Annotated in this window: 17 protein-coding genes and 1 pseudogene; 6 read left to right on the plus strand and 12 right to left on the minus strand. The window is 59.2% G+C overall.

Features of this window, described 5'->3' with window-relative positions; translation table 11 throughout:
- Positions 1-36: 36 nt before the first annotated feature.
- Together OKC31_RS01780 and cls are read right to left on the minus strand one after the other, a co-directional pair.
- Positions 37-1299, minus strand: coding sequence for a DUF945 family protein (locus OKC31_RS01780; RefSeq protein WP_247823119.1), 1263 nt, complete (start codon positions 1297-1299; stop codon positions 37-39).
- 107 nt (positions 1300-1406) lie between these two features.
- Complete coding sequence (gene cls, locus OKC31_RS01785) at positions 1407-2888, minus strand: cardiolipin synthase (RefSeq protein WP_005361740.1); 1482 nt, start codon at positions 2886-2888, stop codon at positions 1407-1409.
- A 97-nt stretch (positions 2889-2985) separates the two neighbouring features.
- Here cls and OKC31_RS01790 point away from each other — a divergent pair, with 97 nt between their 5' ends.
- Complete coding sequence (locus tag OKC31_RS01790) at positions 2986-3528, plus strand: DUF1439 domain-containing protein (RefSeq protein WP_005353308.1); 543 nt, start codon at positions 2986-2988, stop codon at positions 3526-3528.
- Between the two features lie 5 nt (positions 3529-3533).
- Here the strand turns inward: OKC31_RS01790 and OKC31_RS01795 are convergent, their stop codons facing one another.
- Entirely contained in the window at positions 3534-3974 is a 441-nt protein-coding gene (locus tag OKC31_RS01795) for a GNAT family N-acetyltransferase (protein WP_100647224.1), read from the minus strand.
- 328 nt (positions 3975-4302) lie between these two features.
- On the opposite strand from OKC31_RS01795, the gene OKC31_RS01800 reads away from it, so the two are divergent.
- Entirely contained in the window at positions 4303-5052 is a 750-nt protein-coding gene (locus tag OKC31_RS01800; RefSeq protein WP_421298224.1) for a lytic transglycosylase domain-containing protein, read from the plus strand.
- Between the two features lie 92 nt (positions 5053-5144).
- Here OKC31_RS01800 and aqpZ read toward each other — a convergent pair whose 3' ends face one another.
- Both aqpZ and OKC31_RS01810 read right to left on the minus strand, forming a co-directional pair.
- Positions 5145-5834, minus strand: a complete 690-nt coding sequence (gene aqpZ / locus OKC31_RS01805) for an aquaporin Z (protein WP_247823120.1) — start codon at positions 5832-5834, stop codon at positions 5145-5147.
- 270 nt (positions 5835-6104) lie between these two features.
- A complete protein-coding gene (locus OKC31_RS01810) occupies positions 6105-6317 on the minus strand; it encodes a DUF1653 domain-containing protein (RefSeq protein WP_005334366.1) in 213 nt (70 codons plus the stop codon).
- Positions 6318-6698: 381 nt separating this feature from the next.
- Between OKC31_RS01810 and OKC31_RS01815 the strand changes: the two genes are divergently transcribed.
- On the plus strand, positions 6699-7913 hold the full coding sequence (locus OKC31_RS01815; protein ID WP_043851260.1) for a pyridoxal phosphate-dependent aminotransferase: 1215 nt from the start codon (positions 6699-6701) through the stop codon (positions 7911-7913).
- Between the two features lie 63 nt (positions 7914-7976).
- Here OKC31_RS01815 and OKC31_RS01820 read toward each other — a convergent pair whose 3' ends face one another.
- The 6 genes from OKC31_RS01820 to OKC31_RS01845 form a co-directional block, all read right to left on the minus strand.
- Positions 7977-9452, minus strand: coding sequence for a YfcC family protein (locus tag OKC31_RS01820; RefSeq protein WP_270656052.1), 1476 nt, complete (start codon positions 9450-9452; stop codon positions 7977-7979).
- Between the two features lie 162 nt (positions 9453-9614).
- Positions 9615-10808 carry an enoyl-ACP reductase FabV gene (gene fabV, locus OKC31_RS01825; protein ID WP_110302459.1) on the minus strand — a complete coding sequence of 398 codons (1194 nt, stop codon included), beginning with the start codon at positions 10806-10808 and terminating at the stop codon, positions 9615-9617.
- A gap of 150 nt (positions 10809-10958) precedes the next feature.
- A complete protein-coding gene (locus OKC31_RS01830; protein ID WP_247823122.1) occupies positions 10959-11546 on the minus strand; it encodes a histidine phosphatase family protein in 588 nt (195 codons plus the stop codon).
- Positions 11547-11700: 154 nt separating this feature from the next.
- The gene (locus OKC31_RS01835; RefSeq protein ID WP_005334376.1) at positions 11701-12354 is read right to left on the minus strand and encodes a helix-turn-helix transcriptional regulator; all 654 of its coding nucleotides are present in this window, start codon (positions 12352-12354) and stop codon (positions 11701-11703) included.
- 64 nt (positions 12355-12418) lie between these two features.
- Complete coding sequence (locus tag OKC31_RS01840; protein ID WP_201991871.1) at positions 12419-13708, minus strand: L-cysteine desulfidase family protein; 1290 nt, start codon at positions 13706-13708, stop codon at positions 12419-12421.
- Positions 13709-13730: 22 nt separating this feature from the next.
- The gene (locus tag OKC31_RS01845) at positions 13731-14114 is read right to left on the minus strand and encodes a Rid family detoxifying hydrolase (RefSeq protein ID WP_101530446.1); all 384 of its coding nucleotides are present in this window, start codon (positions 14112-14114) and stop codon (positions 13731-13733) included.
- 251 nt (positions 14115-14365) lie between these two features.
- Between OKC31_RS01845 and OKC31_RS01850 the strand changes: the two genes are divergently transcribed.
- The 3 genes from OKC31_RS01850 (at position 14366) to OKC31_RS01860 (ending at position 18405) form a co-directional block, all read left to right on the plus strand.
- Positions 14366-15661: a hypothetical protein gene (locus OKC31_RS01850; RefSeq protein ID WP_270656054.1), complete on the plus strand. Its 1296-nt coding sequence runs from the start codon at positions 14366-14368 to the stop codon at positions 15659-15661.
- A gap of 193 nt (positions 15662-15854) precedes the next feature.
- Entirely contained in the window at positions 15855-17861 is a 2007-nt protein-coding gene (locus OKC31_RS01855) for a methyl-accepting chemotaxis protein (protein ID WP_270656056.1), read from the plus strand.
- A gap of 256 nt (positions 17862-18117) precedes the next feature.
- Positions 18118-18405: a hypothetical protein gene (locus OKC31_RS01860; RefSeq protein WP_270656059.1), complete on the plus strand. Its 288-nt coding sequence runs from the start codon at positions 18118-18120 to the stop codon at positions 18403-18405.
- A gap of 80 nt (positions 18406-18485) precedes the next feature.
- Here OKC31_RS01860 and OKC31_RS01865 read toward each other — a convergent pair.
- A pseudogene (locus OKC31_RS01865) lies at positions 18486-18669 on the minus strand (hypothetical protein).
- Positions 18670-18756: the final 87 nt, after the last annotated feature.

The raw sequence follows: 18756 nt of genomic DNA on the forward strand, positions 1-18756 counted from the left end.
TCCCGCCGGAGCCGTTGTTGTTTTTTACGCCGAGTGTCAGAGCGGCAGATCGTTTACCGTCACCGCGCCCTTCTCCAGCTTCAACTCGGAGGTCAGCGCTTGCTTGTCGGCCTTCAGATAACCCATCAGGGTCAGCTGATCGAGCATGGGGGCCAGTTGCGGCACCGCCTTGCCCAGCTTGTCGCTGAGGCTGGCATGCAGCATGCCGGAGAGGGCCTGCATGCCCGCGTCGCTGTTGAACAGCTGCTCCAGCGAGGTGGAGGCCAGCTTCACGTCCCCCTTCATGGTCACCGCCTCACCGTTGAGCTTGGCGCTGAGATCGGCCAGTTCAAGGGTCGCGCCACGTTTGAGCATCTTGTCCAGCGCCTGCTGGATGGCGGCATCTTCAACCCCCTTGCCACCGGCGGCCTGCAGCCCCTGATACCCTTCCAGATCCAGACCGTTGAGGTTGACCGCCAACTTGCTGTCGGTCACCGCCAGCGTGTCGGTCTCGTTCTCCAGATCCAGCTTGGCAATTTTCATCTGATAGCTGCTGGAGAGGGTCTGGGCATCATCACCAGTCAGCTGAGTCTCGGTGGTCATCCCCTGCAGGGCGACCTTGACGCTGTCAGGCAGTTGTACCGTGAGGGCCGAGAGGGTCATCTCGCTCTGGGGCGAGAGGAGCACACCGCTGATCTCGGCAATGTCGGCACTCCCTTTCAGATCGGCCAGCACCAAGTCCATCTTGCTCTGCTCTTCGTGAACCGTCATCCCCTGCCAGGTCATGGTGAGGTGACCATTCCCCTCCAGATTGCCGTGGAACTCGCCGCTCAGGGGCAGGAAGCTGAACTCGTCCAGCCCCTGTTTGATCTTGAATTCATTAGCCCAGAAACGGCTGCTGTTACCCTGGGTCCAGAGACTGGTGACCGACTCCAGACCGAGTTCCCACTGCTCCATGCCCAGTGCAGTGAAAACCGGCGCTAGCGTGCCATTATGGGTATCGAGCAGGAAGTGGCTCTTGATGTAGAGCGGCAGGATCTGGCTCTTGACCACCAGTTGCAACTCGATGGGCTGACTGCCCTCCAGCTCGCTGTCAATTGCAGCCAGCTCCTCCGGCGTCACCACGACCTTCAGGACCCCGTCACGGGTGAAGAGGCTGCTGCTACCCGGCTGCCACTGCATGTCGATACCGGTCTCTTGCTCTACCTTGGCGATCTGCTCCGCCATGATGTTGTCGAAGCTGTTGCCCGTGTACCAGCACGCAGCCAGACCACCACCTACCAGTGCCGCACCCACGGCGAGGGCCACTATCTTTTTCATATATCCATGTGTCTCCAGGGAGTTGTCACTGCACTCTACGGGGCGGACTCGGGGCTAGGCAAGTCCAATCAGATGGCGAGTCCACTTTCTTGCGGCTCGCCACAACATCACAGCAAGGGGCTGAAGAGATAGAAGATGTTCTCCATCGCCTTCTTGTACCAAGGGCGGGCCTGCCATTGGGCCAGGGTCATCGGGGTGGCTTCCGCCATATAGCCCTGTACCAGCCGGGTCATCTGGGCCACGAACGAGGGGTTATCCACCAGCAGGGTCACCTCGAAGTTGAGCCAGAGGCTGCGCCGATCCAGATTGACCGTCCCCACCAGCGCGAAGTCATCATCCACCAGCACGCTCTTGGTATGGAGCAGACCGGCATCGTAGCGGTAGATCTCCACCCCGGCAGCCAGCAGCTCCTCCATAAAGGCGTTGCAGGCGTAATTGGCCATGATGGAGTCATTTCGTGCCGGCAACACCAGCTGCACCTGTACCCCGCGCGCCGCTGCCGAGCTGAGTGCAGCCGCCAGCGGATCGTCGGGTACAAAGTAAGGGGTCGTCAGCACCAGATGGCTGCGTGCCTGATAGATGGCCAGCAGCAGGCTCTGCTGGATGCAGTCGCCGCCGACGAAGGGGCCGGACGGGATCAGCTGGGCGCGGTAGTTGGTCTGGGGCCAGGCTTCCGGCTCATGCTGCAGACTGTCGAGCAGCCGCTCGCCGGTCTCCATCTCCCAATCCCAGACGAAGATCGACCACATCAGCGGCACCATGGGCCCCTGCACCCGGATCATGATGTCGACCCACTGGCCGACCCCTGCATCCTGCTTGAAGAAACGGGGATCCACCATGTTCATGGAGCCGGTGTAACCCACCCTGTCATCGATCACCACCAGCTTGCGGTGCATCCGCAGATCCTGACGCTGGAACAGAATGCGCCAGGCGCCGACCGGCAGCACCTCCACCAGCTTGACCCCCGCCTTGCGCAGCTTTTTGGGCCAGTGGGAGCGGAAGAACTGTTTACTGCCCACCGAATCGAGCAACAAGCGACAATCCACGCCGCGTTGCGCCACTTCAATCAGCGCCTCGCACACCTCGTCGGCATCGCCGCCCGGATGCCAGATGTAGAATTCCAGATAGCAGGAGAGCGTCGAGCGACGGATATCCTGGGCAATCTCGCGCAAGATCCAGTCCGGCTTGTTGAGCAAGGTCATGCGGTTGCCGGAGAGCATCGGCATGGCGAGCCGTCCCTGGATCAGATCGTGCAGCGGCTGTGCCTTGGCGCCCACTTCGCAGCAGTGCTGCGGGAACAGACGGGCCAGTTGGCGGATCCAGATGGCATAAGGGCGATACATGGCCTGGGCGCGCTCGGCACGGCGGCGCCCCAGCTTTATTTCACCAAACAGCACATAGAAGCCCACCCCGGCAAACGGAATGGCATAGATCAGCGCCAGCCAGGCCAGCGACACTCCGATGGGACGGCGTTTCATCACCACCCGAAACGACACACCGGTGACAATCACGGTATGAAAAAGCAGTAGCAGCCAACCCAGAAAACGGGAAAACAGCAGTTGAAGATCGTGTTCCAGACCGTTAAACAACGGGGACTCCTTCTAATCGACAAACAGCGCGGTGGGCAGACCCCAACCGGCCAGGATGGTATGCTGTAAGGCAAATCCATTCTATCAGGTCGCACGCATGATCCTGCAATCTATGCTGCTCAGCCTGGCCATGCTAGGCCAAGGCTCATATGACATCAATGAGCAACAGATAAACCAGTACCTGCAATCTCAGGTGCAAGTCGACAAACAGCTGGAGCTGCCGGGCATCATCAAGGCCCATGTGACGCTTGAGCAGAGCGATGTCCAGATCGGTCGCCAACGCCCCGATACCGCCCGGGTCTATGGCAAGGGCAAGCTCAAAATCGCCCTGCCAGACAATACCGAATATGACGCCCGCCTGCAGATGACCTATGAGGCGAGACCCCGCTATGACAAGAGCCAGAGCGCGCTGTTTCTCGATAACATGAAGCTGGTGGAGTACAAGCTGGAGCCGGAGGCGGCCGAGAAGAAGTTCGGACTGATGCTCAACATGCTGCTGCAGAGTATGGAGAAGCGGCTCGAGACCAAACCGGTCTACAAACTCAATGACAAGGATCCGGATCAGGCCTGGCTGAAGGAGAATCTGCTGGGGCTGGAGCTGTCACCGGGCAAGATCCACCTGCTGACCAAACCGCGCTAAACCGCTCAATTCAGGAGGGGCTGGGTGGTATCCCGTACCAGCAGCTCCACCTGATAACCCTGCTGCTGCTGCCGCTCGTAGAGGGAGAAAAGCGACCCGCTCAATTGATTGAGGGGCATATCGGCAAACCCGGCCTTGAGATAGAAAGGCTTCTCGAAGGGCAGCGCCTGACAGACCACAGGTTTGTCCAACAGATCGTGACAGGCGTGCTGCAGCAGCCGTGACCCCAATCCCAGCGACTGGTAGTGGGGCAACAGGCGAAAGCCGCACAGATGGTAAAACTCCTCCTCGTCCCGCAACCGTACCGCCCCCACCAGCCAGTGAGCATCACGCACGACAAAGATCCGCTCGGCCAGATCCGGCACATAGTGGGAAAACGTCGTCTCGTAATAGTCCCTGATAAGGGAGAGGTCGGCGTCGCAGTACTCTTCGAAAGTGAGTTCCATCGCCAGCTTGCTTGTCACAGACAAATCCTTTGATAATCAGTTATTAGTGCCAGATACGGTGCGCTAATCCGACCACATGACGCCAGCACGATAGCATGCCTTTCGTCAACAAAAAAGCGGACGTCGCAGGCAGCTTGCTTACCCGGAGGAAGAGGCCATGACCCACCGCCTGACGGCCAAAACCGTGCTTTATGATGACAATCCTTTATTGCGGCGGATACTTTGATCCCGGTCACCGAATCGGATCATTTGCCCCCTGTTGGCCGCTTGTTCTGCCCTCGTCATGATGCTTTACTCAACATGGTCATCACAAGAAGGAGTATTAGGGTTGAAAGCATGGATGCTGGCAGGCCATATGTTGTTGATCCCCCTGAGCGGATTGAGCCAGACTCCCCCCCCCGCGGAGGTGATCTTCCTGACCGCCGCTCCCTCCCCCTTGCGTCCGGTCAAAGATGCCACTCCCGTCCCACAACCCGACACCGCTCAAACGACGGCAGTCGCCACCAACGGCAAGAAGCAGATCCAGGTCTATAAATCGGTGCAACAAAACGGGGTGGTTCGCTACTCCGACATGGCGCCCGAACAGGGCCATTACGAGCTGCTGCTGTTCAACGACTGCTTCGCCTGCGACCCCAAATCCAGCGTCAACTGGCAGACCACAGGGCTGTTTCTCTATGACTATGCCAGCACCATCAAGGCGGCCGCCAAAACCTATCAGGTTGAGCCGGCGCTGATCCGGGCGCTGATCCATGCGGAATCCGCTTTCAATCCTCTTGCGGTCTCCCGCAAGGGAGCGATGGGTCTGACCCAGCTGATGCCCGCCACGGCGCGGGAGCTGGGGGTCGGCAATGCCTTGCTGGCGGAACAGAATATTTTCGGCGGGGTGAAATACCTGGCGGGACTGCTCAAGCAGTATGACGGCAACATTGCGCTGGCGACCGCGGCCTACAACGCCGGGGCGGGCGCCGTACAAAAACATGGCGGCATCCCACCCTATGCGGAAACGCGCGCTTATGTGGAGCGCGTCCAGTTGCTCCATCAGCGCTACAAAGAGATGCTGCAGGCCAAGGGACTCTGACGTTTGGCTTGGTGAGTTCTCTTATCTCACTCCTCCAGAAGCAAAAAACACGCCCGCAGGCGTGTCGATACCACACTTTGTTTCGCAAATGATTACTTCTGCTCAGTCGCCACCAGGCGATAAGCCAGCGCACCCAGAATGGCACCGACAATCGGGGCAACCCAGAACAGCCACAGCTGGCTGATAGCCCAGTCACCGACAAACAGCGCAACACCGGTACTGCGGGCCGGGTTGACCGAGGTATTGGTCACCGGAATGCTGACGAGGTGGATCAGGGTCAGGCACAGACCGATGGCGATCGGCGCGAAACCGGCAGGCGCACGGCTATCAGTGGCGCCCATGATGACGAACAGAAAGAAACCGGTCATCACCACTTCACACACCAGTGCGGCAGTCAGGCTATAACCACCCGGAGAGTGCTCACCGTAGCCGTTGGAAGCAAAACCGGCAGAGAGATCAAACCCGGCCTGACCGCTGGCAATCACGTAAAGCACGGCAGCGGCGGCAATGCCACCCAACACCTGCGCCACGATGTAAGGCAGTACACCGGATGCCGGAAAACGGCCACCCGCCCACAGACCGACGGTCACGGCAGGATTGAGGTGGCAACCGGAGATATGGCTGATGGCAAACGCCATGGTCAGCACGGTCAGACCGAAAGCCAGCGAGACCCCCAGCAGACCAATCCCGACGTGAGGGAAGGCTGCAGCCAGCACGGCACTGCCGCACCCGCCCAATACCAGCCAGAAAGTGCCCATAAACTCAGCAGCAACAGGTTTCACATTATTTCTCCCATTTGAGATAACACCGAACAAGACCCGAGAAGGGCCCATGCTTGAACAAGCGCAGCATTATGGGAGTGTGAGTCCAGATTGCGAACCCGGCAGGCAGGGATCACTGAATGTGATGTTCGTCACAATTAGTTGATTAGATAAGAGATTTATCATTAAGACAGCTGGCTGCACATCTCATGCCCAAGGGCGTCATGCGACAACTTGTGACACCATTTAGCTCGAGTGCTCATCCCTTGAACGATAAAAACGGAGGCGTGGTCAGTCTCCTGCAGGGGCAAAACGGCTGACAACCTGCCCCTGATGCTCAATCCACTCCATAAACATGGCGACGGGACGGGCATAGACCTGACCATCCTGCTCGGATTGATAAATGACCAGCTGCTCCTGGGTTTCGGTATGCAAAGCCAGGGCAAGCACTTGATAGTAACCCCCCTTGAAGTGGCGATAGCGGCCTGGAACGGGTGCTTGCATGGGAAAACCTCGCAGAAGTGAACACCGATGAGCGAACCACATAAAGATGACACCATGAGTGCCAGTCAACTCATCGAAAAGGGGGACGAAGACGATTTTTTACACAAGCCAATCGTGCCACAGGATCCGGATATTGCAACACAGTCAAGCAGCTTTGTTAATTCGTTCCCCATGTTTCACTAGTTAACCTTGGTTGGCACCAAAGATTGTGCTGAATTTAACGTTCTAGCAACCCTGTTTTAGGGCTAAAAATCAGGGAATTCTTCTAAAAGGAGGATTGTTCTAGCATTCAATTCTGTGAAGAATAGGGGAAAAGAAATTTGATACTAAAAATCGCCTTTTTCGCCAACGCGTCCCTGTGGGGAAGGAATCACACTCACCATGTTCACAATCGACAAGTCGCACAAGCTCGACGATGTCTGCTATGACATCCGCGGCCCGGTGCATAAAGAAGCTCGCCGTCTCGAAGACGAAGGCCACCGCATTCTCAAGCTCAACATCGGCAACCCGGCCCCGTTCGGCTTTGATGCGCCGGAAGAGATCATCAAGGATGTGATCCTCAACATGCCCCAGAGCCAAGGCTACTGCGACTCCAAAGGGCTCTTCTCCGCCCGCAAGGCGGTGATGCAGTACTACCAGCAAAAAGGGATGCGCAAGGTCGATATCGATGACATCTATATCGGCAACGGCGCCAGCGAGCTGATCGTGATGGCGATGCAGGCGCTGCTCAACAACGGCGACGAGATGCTGGTGCCCTCCCCCGACTACCCGCTCTGGACTGCTGCCGTCACTCTCTCCGGTGGCCATGCGGTGCACTATCGCTGCGACGAAGGGGCTGACTGGTATCCGGACCTCGACGACATCCGCGCCCGCATCACCCCGCGCACCCGCGGCCTGGTGCTGATCAACCCCAACAACCCGACCGGTGCTGTCTACGGCAGCGAGTTCCTGCTGGAGGTGATCGAGATCGCCCGCCAGCACAACCTCATCATCTTCGCCGACGAGATCTACGACAAGATTCTCTACGACGATATCTCCCACACCAGCGTCTGCACCCTGTGCGACGATGTGATGGTGGTGACCTTCAACGGCCTCTCCAAGGCCTACCGTGCCTGCGGCTTCCGTCAGGGCTGGATGGTCATCACCGGTCCCAAGGGCCGTGCCCGCGGTTATATCGAAGGGCTGGAGATGCTGGCCTCCATGCGGCTGTGTGCCAACGTGCCGATGCAGCACGCCATCCAGACTGCACTCGGCGGCTATCAGAGCATCAACGAGCTGATCCTGCCGGGCGGCCGCCTGCGCAAGCAGCGGGACAAGGCGTGGGAGCTCTTGAACGAGATCCCCGGGGTCTCCTGCGTCAAACCCAAGGGGGCGCTCTACATGTTCCCGCGCCTTGATCCCAAGGTGTATGACATCCGCGACGATCAGAAGATGGTGTTCGACCTGCTGCAACAGGAGAAGCTGCTGCTGGTACAGGGCACCGGCTTCAACTGGCCGGCGCCGGATCACTTCCGGCTGGTGTTTCTGCCCCGCGAAGAGGAGCTGGAGGATGCCATCGGCCGCCTCGCCCGCTTCCTCAAGGGCTACAAGCAGTAAGCAAGGCTCATGAAAAAGGCTCCCGCGGGAGCCTTTTTGTTATCTGTGGTTTTATCCGTGCCATCAGCCGTGCAGCAGGGCACCGGCCACCAGCACCGCCATGGTGATGAGGGCTACGCCGATGATAAAGGGCAGCACCCAGCGCACGAAGCGATCGTAGGGGATCTTGGCGAGCGCCAGCCCCGCCACCAGATGGGCGGCGGTAGGGGCGAACAGGTTGATCCAGCCGGAGGCGGACTGATAGGCGGTGATCACCAGATCCCGGGAGATGCCGGAGAAGTCAGCCAGCGGCCCCATCAGCGGCATGGAGACAGTCGCCAGCCCCGAGGTGGAGGGGATAAAGAAGCTCAGGATGATGTGCACCAGATAGGCCATCAGGATGAAGACCGATGAGGAGAGCCCGGTCACCAGCCCTTCGGCCCAGTGCAAAATGGTGTCGATGATGACGCCCTGCTCCATCACCACATAGATACCGCGCGCCACCGCCACCACCAGTGCCACCCCGATCAGATCCCGCGCGCCATTGAGGAAGGTCGCCACATAGTTGGACTCGGGCATCCGGTTGATCAGCGCAATCAGGATGGAGGCACTGAAGAACAGGGTGGAGAGCTCGTCAAACCACCAGCCAAAGGTGGGCAGCACGCCGATCCCCAAATCCGACCAGGGCACCACCGCATAGATCATCAGCAGGAAGGTGCCGAAGAAGACCAGCATGGTGAGTTTCTGCTTGCCGGTGAAGGCGAGGTTGCCGCTCTTCATCTGGGAGAACTCGTCGTCATAGACGATATCGGCCAGCACGGAGCGGGACTTGTCCTGCTGTACCTGCTTGGCGTAACGCATCACGAACCAGGAGGCGAAGATCACCAGCAGCAGCCACTGCACAACCCTAAGGCCAATCCCCTCACCGATGGGAATACCGGCAAAGCCCGAGGCGATACCGGTGGCAAACGGGTTGACGGTGGAGGCGAGCACCCCGACCCCGGAGCCAAGCAGGATAATGCCCGCCGCCACCATGCGATCGAAGCCCGCCGCCATCATCACCGGCACGATCAGCGCCCAGAAGGCTACCGTCTCCTCCGCCATGCCGAAGGTGGAGCCGCCGAGGGCAAACAAGGCGATCAACACGGGAATTAGCAGCCGCTCACGCCCGGCAAAGCCACGCACAATGGCCCCCACCCCGGCATCAAGCGCACCGCTCTGCATGGTCACCGCGAGAAAACCACCGATGATGAGCACGAACAGCGCCACGTCGGCCGCCTTGTGAAAGCCCTGAATGGGGGCCTTGAGCACCTCGAACACCCCCTGCGGGTGGGCGGGTAACTCGGTGTAGCTGCCGGGTATAGGCAACAGCCGCTCGTCGCCGCTGTAATCGGCCACGGCCGCTGCAGCCACCGGCTGCTGGGTCTTGGCGGTGACATAGTCATATTTGCCCGCTGGCAGCACCCAGGTAAGGGCGGCCATCAGCGCGATGATGATGAAAAGCAGGGTATAAACTGTGGGGAGTTGGCGCTTCTTGGGCGCCTCGTTTGGAGTGGTCATAGCTTCCGTACCTCGGCAATGCCGTCTGTGATCCGATCAGCGCAAGACTAGCGGGTTTGATATGGGAAAAAGGTGATCGCTGATAATAAAATTCCGCAAACTAGCGGAATGTTTGCCAAAAAAACAGGGCCCCGCGGGGCCCCGTTTTCACTTGAGTCAGACTCAGAGCTCGACCACGTCGAATTTCACGTCCGGATTTACATCCGCATCGTAATCGACCTCGTCCAGACCGAAACCGAACAGGCGCAGGAACTCCTGCTTGTAGCCAGTGTAATCGGTCAATTCTGAGAGGTTTTCGCTGGTGATGGATGGCCACAGGTCGCGGCAGGTCTGCTGTACGTCTTCGCGCAGTTCCCAGTCATCCATGCGGATGCGAGCCTGATCGTCCAGCGCCATGTCGGACGCGTAGAGACGGGTGCGCATCATGCGATCCACCTGCTCCATACACCCCTCGTGAATGCCCTTATCCTTCATGATCTTGAAAGCCATGGAGATATAGAGCGGCATCACCGGAATGGCGGAAGAGGCCTGGGTTACCACGGATTTCAGCACGGCCACGTGAGCGGTGCCGCCCTTGGCGGCCAGATCGCCACGGATGGCGGCAGCGGCGCGGTCCAGATCTTCCTTGGCGCGACCCAGAGTGCCATGCCAGTAGATTGGCCAGGTCAGATCGGTACCGATGTAGGAGTAAGCCACGGACTTGGCGCCGTCAGCCAGCACGCCGGCATCACGCAGGGCAGCCATCCACAGCTCCCAATCCTGACCGCCCATGACGGTGATGGTGTTCTGGATCTCTTCCTCGTTCGCCGGCTCGACGGTGGCGGTGATGATCTGGTCCTTGTTGGTATCGATGGCGGTGGTGGTGTAGACCTCACCGATCGGTTTGAGGGCAGAGCGCACCACTTCGCCGGTTTCCGGCATCTTGCGCACCGGAGAGGCCAGGGAGTAGACCACCAGATCAATCTGACCCAAATCCTGCTTGATAAGCTCGATCACCTTGGCGCGGCACTCGTTGGAGAAGGCATCGCCGTTGACGCTCTTGGCGTAGAGGCCCGCCTCTTTGGCTGCCTTGTCGAAGGCGGCAGAGTTGTACCAGCCAGCGGTACCGGTCTTGGACTCGGTGCCCGCTTTTTCAAAGAAGACGCCGAGGGTGGCGGCGCCGCTACCGAAGGCAGCCGCAATCCGGGAGGCCAGGCCATAACCGGTGGAAGCGCCGATCACCAGCACCTTCTTGGGACCATTCTCGATGGTGCCCTTGGCCTTGGTATAAGCGATCTGGCGACGAACATTGGCTTCACAACCGACCGGATGAGTGGTGGTGCAGATAAAGCCGCGAACCTTGGGTTTGATGATCATATGGGGTCTCGGATCCGTTTAATGGATGAAATCGGTGCATAAGATACCTCATCTTGCCGCGATAAGGTGCTCTGATGTGTTGAACTGCTGCAAAAATGGGCATCCGATGGTGGCAATCATGGTCCATGCCATGGTGCCACCTCATGGCAACTAGCAGGCAATGCGGGTGATGTGGCCATCCTGCAGCTTATAGAAGGCATCTTGCGGCAACTCCTGTGACCAGGTCGCCTCATAGCCGAGATCGGCATAGACGCCGCGCAGGATGGCACCGAGCAGACCGTGGGAGATAACGATGGCCCGCTCGGCGATGGCGGGATCCTGCAACCACTGGTGTGCCCGGCGCTGAATGCTCTCGAAGCTCTCGGCCCCCGGTGCCTGCAGATACCAGTCCCCCTTGCCGGTATCGAGCTCGGGGTGGGCAAGAGGCAGCGCAGGTATCTGGCAGCTCTCCCACTCCCCCATCCCCAGCTCCATCAAGCGATCGTCCCAGATGATGTGATCCGCTGACAGCCCCAGCTGCTCGCACACCAGCAGCGCAGTCTGACGGGCGCGACCGAGCGGGCTGGCATAGACGGTCCAGCGGGCGGGATCCGCCAACTCGTCGGCAAGCCGCCGCCCCATGGCGATGGCTTGCGCCTCACCCTTGTCGGTCAGATCGGAGTTGCAACGCCCCTGCAGACGCTGCTCGGCATTGAAGCGAGTCTGGCCATGGCGCAGCAGATAGATGAGTCGAGACATGATTTCTCCAGCACGTTCAGAGAGATAGAAAAATAAAGGGGGAAGATGATAACAGATGAGCCCGAAGGATGGCCCAAACAGAGAGGCTGAAGCGGGCGTAAAAAACGGGTCAAGGCTGACCCGTTTGCTGCCAATTTGGCCAGAGTGTATCGGCTCAGCCCTTCTTGATCTCCCGCAGATAGCGGTAGATGGAGTGGACCGAGATCCCGAGCTGGCGCGCCGCAATCTGGGCACTGTCTTTTAACTCGAAGATCCCCATGTCGTGCAGCTGGTTGACGATGACCCGTGTCTTCTGGGATGGGGGAACAGCCTCGTTGCCGCGCACCTCGGCACTGACGGTGTCAATGGTGCTGTTGAGCGCTTCGTCGATGTTGCGGGCGAACACCTCCGGGGTGGCATGGCTCTCGTGGGGATGCATGCACTCCGGCATCATGGTCCGTAGCACGGATTGCAGCGGGGCATCCATGTCGCTGTTGATACAGAGCAACCCGATGGCTCTGTGCTCCCCGTTGCGGATCACGGTAGTGATGGAGCGCAGGGTCTTGCCGGTGGCGCACTTGGTCATGTAGGGACTGGAGATATCCTGCCCGCTCTTGAGCTTCATCATCGCCAGGTTGGTGATGGGGGCGCCGACACTGCGGCCGGTGATATGGCCGTTGGCAATCTTGACGATCGAGGGATTGCGCGCATCCAGACTGTGGAGCAGCACTTCGGTGTGCTGACCATACATGGCGGCGATGCCGTCCACAATGTTCTCCATCGACTTGAGGATCTCAAAATCGCTCGGACTCAACTCTTGCAGCTTCACAATGGGACCTTCTTGCAAGGGTTGCTGCCGGGCAATGGGTGTCGGGCAGCAACCAACAGGGACATCAGGCGGACATGATATCAATAATGGTGCTGTCTGTGGCAGACATGCCCTCCTTCACCATCTGACCGACGTTGCGGATGGTCTGATCCACGTCGCCGGCGACGATCCCCTGCCCCGACACCGAGTGGCTGTTGAGAGCCATCAGGAAGCCGCGCACCGCCGCGCCGGAGGAGGTACTCACCTTCATGGCACAGGAGGCCTTCGCCCCGTCACATACCATACCGGCACTGTCGCTCAGCACGTTCTGGATGGCGAAGCAGGATTGCTCGAAGCTGCCGCCCGCCAGATAGACCATGGCCATTGAGGCGGCCGCGCTGGTCACGGTATTGCCACAGAAGGCCGACAGCGGCGGATAGTGGGACTTGATATAGATGGCGCCCAGATGGCTCATGATGAGGGCGCGAGCCAGCTGCTCTTCGCTGGCCGCAAAGCGCTCGGCAATTACCATCACCGGAATGGTGGCGGCAATGCCCTGGTTGCCGCTGCCGAAGTTGCTCATGGCTGGCAGGGTCGCCCCCCCCATGCGGGCATCGGAGGCGGCCGCCGTCATCATCACGATGCGGTTCATCACATCCTCACCGATTAGACCGGCATTGATGTTCTGCTGCATGGTGCGGCCAATCTCCAGGCCATAGGGGTTGTTCATCCCCTCGGCGGAGAGCTTGCCGTTAAGCTCGGAGGCTTTGAGGATGAACCTGATCTGCTCGAACTCCACCTGGGTGGCGAACTCGTAGATGGCGGCGATGCTGATATCGACGCCATCGCAGATGGAACCGGTGGCGCCGCCCTGGCTCTGATCGGCGGTGAAGGTCACCTCGCCATCGCGGCGCTGCTCGACGATGCGGGTATGACCGCCGCAGAGGGTCACTTCGGCGCTGTGCTCTTCACCCTTGTCATCAGAGCCATAAACGGTCACGCGGCAGAAGATAAACTCGGGGGCGGCGGTGCGGCTCACCTGCACCTTGCCGGCATCGATCAGCTGCTGGGCACGCTCCACCTGTGCTGGCTGGATCGCGGCCAGCACTTCCAGCCCGGCGTCGGCGTTACCGCCGATGGCACCGGCCGCGGCCGCAATGGCCAGACCGATCTTGCCGGTGCCCGGCACATAGACACCCATCGAGTTTTTATAGAGATTGTCCGACACCGCAACCTCGAGGCGACCGGGCTCACAGCCCAGTTGCCGAGCGGCGACAGCCGCGGCATAAGCGGCGGCGATTGGCTCGGTACAACCCAGCGCTGGTTTGACAACCTGTTGAATAATCTGCAGATACTGCTGCCACGCTTGTTTCATCACTTGAACCTTTTTATCAGCATTAACGAGCGATATGGGCGATCGCTTCCACTTCAACCTTGACGCCCATCGGCAGATCCTTCACTGCGAAGCAGCTGCGCGCCGGACAATCTTTCTGGAAATAGGCTTTATAGACCTCGTTGAACGCGGCAAAATCGCTGATCTCGGCGAGGTAGCAGGTGGTTTTGAGCACGGTATCCAGCGAGCCGCCAGCGGCTTCCAGCACGGATTTCAGGTTTTCCAGTGACTGGCGGGTCTGGGCGGCAATCCCCCCTTCCACCACACCACCCTGCTGCTTGCAGACCGGCAACTGACCGGAGGTAAAGATAAGGTCGCCATAGGCAGTGCCGTGGCTGTAGGGACCGATAGCGTCAGGTGCCGCTGTTGCCGTGATGATGCGTTTCATATAGCCACTCCTGTTTGTGCAATTTTTTTTGCAATCATGAATTTCATTCCGTTCAACATTATTTGCTTTTTATTTTATCCATTCAACAAAAAGATACAAAAATGGCGTTTAAAGGCACCTTTCGGCCTCAATATAAACCGTGATCACCATCCTGATTTGAACAAAAGTACTCTTATGGGCATTGTTTATGACAGTTTCATTCAACTATATTTGCACCGCTTTCCCACATCCCTACAAAAAAGAAGGTTTTAATGGACGCGCATAGCACTACACTCGCCAGCCCCGTGATGGGCACGCTGGAATGGAAAGAAGCGGTTCGCTTCGACAGCACCGACTGGGGCTGGATCATCATGAGCATCGGCATGGCCATCGGCGCAGGGATCGTCTTCCTGCCGGTACAGGTGGGTCTGATGGGTTTGTGGGTCTTTCTGCTCTCGGCGGTGATCGGCTACCCCGCCATGTATATGTTCCAACGCCTCTTTATCAACACCCTGGCCACCTCGCCGGAGTGCAAGGATTACCCCAGCGTCATCACCGGCTACCTTGGCAAGAACTGGGGTGTGCTGCTCGGCGCGCTCTACTTCGTGATGCTGGTGATCTGGGTCTTCGTCTACTCCACCGCCATCACCAATGACAGCGCCTCCTTCCTGCAGAGCTTCGGCGTCACCGACGGCCTGCTCTCCGAAAACCCGCTCTACGGTCTGGTGCTGATATGCGGTCTGGTAGCTCTGGCCTCGCGCGGCGAGAACCTGCTGTTCAAGATCTCCACCTTTATGGTGCTGACCAAGATCAGCGTGGTGGCCGTGCTCGGCCTGATGATGATGGACAAGTGGGATGCGGCCAACATCACCGCCATGCCCGCTGCCGGTGACTGGATGAAGGATGCCATCATCATGCTCCCCTTCACCCTCACCTCCATCCTCTTTATCCAGAGCCTGAGCCCCATGGTGATCTCCTACCGCTCGCGGGAAAAGTCGCTGGAAGTGGCTCGCTTCAAGGCGATGCGCGCCATGAATATCGCCTTCGGCATCCTGTTCGTGGTGGTGTTCTTCTACGCGGTCTCCTTCACTCTTGCCATGGGCCACGATCAGGCGGTTAAAGCCTCCGAGGAGAACATCTCTGCGCTGGCCATGGTAGCCCAGGGGATGCCCGGCCAGACCCTCAAGCTCCTGAGCCTCACCCTCAACATCTTTGCGGTAATGACCGCCTACTTCGGCGTTTACCTCGGTTTCCGTGAAGCCTGTCAGGGTCTGGCGATGAACCTGCTGCGCCGCGTCCTGCCGGAAAACCGCATCAATAAAGGATTGGTAGGCAAAGGGATCATGGTGTTTACCGTCATGCTCTCCTGGGGGGCCATCGTGCTCAACGCACCGGTACTAAGCTTCACCTCCATCTGCAGCCCCATCTTCGGCATGGTGGGTTGCCTCATCCCGGCCTATCTGGTCTATCAGGTACCGGCGCTGCACAAGTACAAGGGCACTTCTCTTTACATCATCATCGTCACCGGCCTGCTGCTCTGCGTCTCGCCCTTCCTGGCGTTCAACTGATCGGTTTCCCCCTATCGACCACGGGTCACCTTCGGGTGGCCCGTTTTCTATTGGCTCGGCTGACGGCGCCCCCGCCCGGAAGTAAAAAGCCAAGGGGATCACAACTTGCAACCGGCCATCACCCAAGGGAAGCCGCTCGGAGTACTATTCAGGCAACACGAATCACGCCCGCACTCAGGTATCGAGGCTTAACATGAAATGGATTTTCAACCCCGCCATCCGGTTGGGCAACCAGCTCTCCTTCAAATACAAATTCCTGCTCTGGTCCTGCCTGATGCTGCTGCCACTGGCGTACAGCATGACCAATCTGCTGGGGCGGCTGCAGGATGACAACGTCCAGGCCAACCGCGAGCTGGCGGGAGTGGTCAATCTCGCCCCCGTGCCCGCCATCGAGCAGGCCCTGCTTAACCATCGCAATCTGGTGACCCGTCACGCCCATGAGGTGGATCCGGTCGGTGATGATCAGGTCAAGGCAGCCGCACAAGCCGTTGATCAGAGCCTGCAAGCCTTTGCCGACACCCGCCAGAACAACCCCTCCTTTGAGGTGATCAAACAGGGCTGGGCCGCCCTGCAGGGCGAAGCGGGCAAGCTGGAAGTGGAGCAGAGCAACCTGCGCCACGACAAGCTGCTGACCGAGGTGCGCCACCTCTACAAGCACATTACCGCCAGTAGCAGCCTGATCCAGGATCCGGCGCTCGGTACCTACTACATGGTGATCCTCGCCAGTGAGCGGTTGCCGCAGCTGCGCGACCTGCTGGCTCAGGTGCGGGATCGCGCCGCCACCATCGCCGACTTCGGCCTGTTTCAGGCTGAGGGCTACAGCGGCCTGCGTTTTCGTCTCGACCTTATCAGCGCCACTCTGCAAGAGCTGGAGGCCGATCTGACCCTGCTCTACCAGATTGAACCGGCCTACCGCGCCGAGCTGGGTCAGCAGACCGATGCTCTGATACAGCTGGTGCGTCAGGGGGTCGAGACCATGGAAAACAAGATGATGAAGGATCAACTGATGCAGCTCTCCACCAAGGAGGTGCAAGCGCTGGGGGATAAAATGGACGAGGCTATCACCGCGCTGGCAGGCCAGGTACGCCAGCGGCTGGAGGCCGATCTGCGTCAGCGGCTGGCCGCCAACCAGCGTCACTTCTGGTGGGTCACCGCACCTCTGACCGCCAGCTTGCTGCTCTACCTCTACCTGATGATCGGCGCCTATCTCTCCCTGCGCGAAACCGTAGCGCGAGTGCGTGATATCGCCGCCCGGGTCAACACCCAGGATCTCAGCCAGCATATCGAGATCGTTGGTCTGGACGAACTGGCCGCCATCAGCCGGGATTACAACGTGACCCTGGAGACCCTGCGCACCCTGATGCTGCGAGTGCGGGAGAATGGCGTCACAGTAGTGGAGAGCGCCACCGAGATCGAAGCGCGTACCTGCCGCTCGCAGGAGGTGATTGCCGATCAGCAAGGGGAGACCCATCAGGTCGCCACCGCCATCAAGGAGCTGGCCGCCACCTCACAAGACATGGCGGGCAACGCCCTGCAAGCGGCCCGCATGACCCAGGAGGCGCAGAACGTGGTCGGTCAGGGCGAGGATGTGGTGGAGCGCACCATCAAGGCCATCGACCATATCAACCGCGAAGTGCTGCGCACCGCCGACACCATAGGCCAGCTGGAACAGCAGTGCAGCCAGATTGGCGGCGTCATCAGCGTGATCCGCGGTATCGCCGAACAGACCAACCTGCTGGCCCTCAACGCTGCCATCGAAGCGGCCCGGGCCGGTGAGCAGGGTCGCGGCTTTGCGGTGGTGGCCGACGAGGTGCGATCTCTTGCCAACCGCACCCAGGGGGCTACCGTCGAGATCCAGCAGATGATTGAACAGCTGCAATCCGGCGCCCGCGCCTCGGTCACCGCCATGTCGGCGGCCAGCCATGAAGCGCAGGAGGGGGTCGGGCTGGCGCAGGAGGCAAAACAGGCTTTCGGCGCCATCACCGAGAAGGTGGATCGGATGGTCGATACCAACGCCATCATCGCCAGCGCCATCGAGCAGCAGGGCGCAGTGGTCAACGAGATCGAACGCAACGTGGTGCGCATCTCGGATGGCAGCGACGAGGCGCTGCAAGTAGCCAACGCCGCCCGCGATGCCGCCCGCCAGATCCACCAGCTCACCGAACAGCTGCGCGCCATGGTACAGAGCTTCGTGCTGTAACAGAGCGCTGACAAGCCGGGCTCAAAGTGAGCCCGGCATTATCCCGGTCTTGCCCCTGCCCACAACATCTCGGTTGCTCGGATCATCCAGAAAATCTCTGCGACCCACTTGCCGGGCAGATGCCAACAAAGTAGTCTCGAACGAAAACAAAATGCGGCATTCCCGACACGCACGGTCTGCGACGTCGAGGCAAGCGAGCCACAGATTAAACACAGCGTCACGTCATTTATCACCCGCTTCAAGCGAGGATTTACCCATGGCCAGATACCAGTTTTTTAGCATTCCGGCGTCCAATCGGCAGCAATACACCTTTATCGACATGGCATCCCCGACTTTTCTGAGTGAAAAGGCGGCACTGCTGACCCAAGGATTCGAGGTGGAGGAGGACTTTATTGACGCGACCAGCCCACGGGAGGCCGTCGAGAAGTACCAATCCAATTTTCTCTACGTGGCGGATGAGATAGGCAAGTCCGATAGCACCTATGCCGCAGCCGTCGCCATGCTGGAGATTGGCAAGGGGTTATTGGGCAATAAAAACCGCTGAGATAAGGTACAGCGGTGAAGAGTGGTGGCCATCGTGGCAACGCGCCCGATGGCCATATGGCAAGACATCAATTCGGTAAGTCAGAAGCGCCCCAGCTGCTGGAGCATCTCGATCAGCTCCTCTTCGCTGCTCGGCTCATAGGCCAGCTGAAGGCGCGGCGCCTCCCATCAGCATGTAGACGTTGGTGCTGCAGTGGTCGTAGTGATACCACTTACCGTCGATACAGACGTCGGTATAGCATCTCGGGTCCCTTTTCAGTTCCATATGCACATCCTTTTGTTACATTCCATCAACATCACTCCTGACCGTAAAATAACCACCGAGGTTCACGCTTGATGCAGATCAAGGGAA

The organism is Aeromonas sp. Y293-4 (genome assembly GCF_027705905.1).
In the GTDB taxonomy this organism is placed as follows: domain Bacteria; phylum Pseudomonadota; class Gammaproteobacteria; order Enterobacterales; family Aeromonadaceae; genus Aeromonas; species Aeromonas veronii.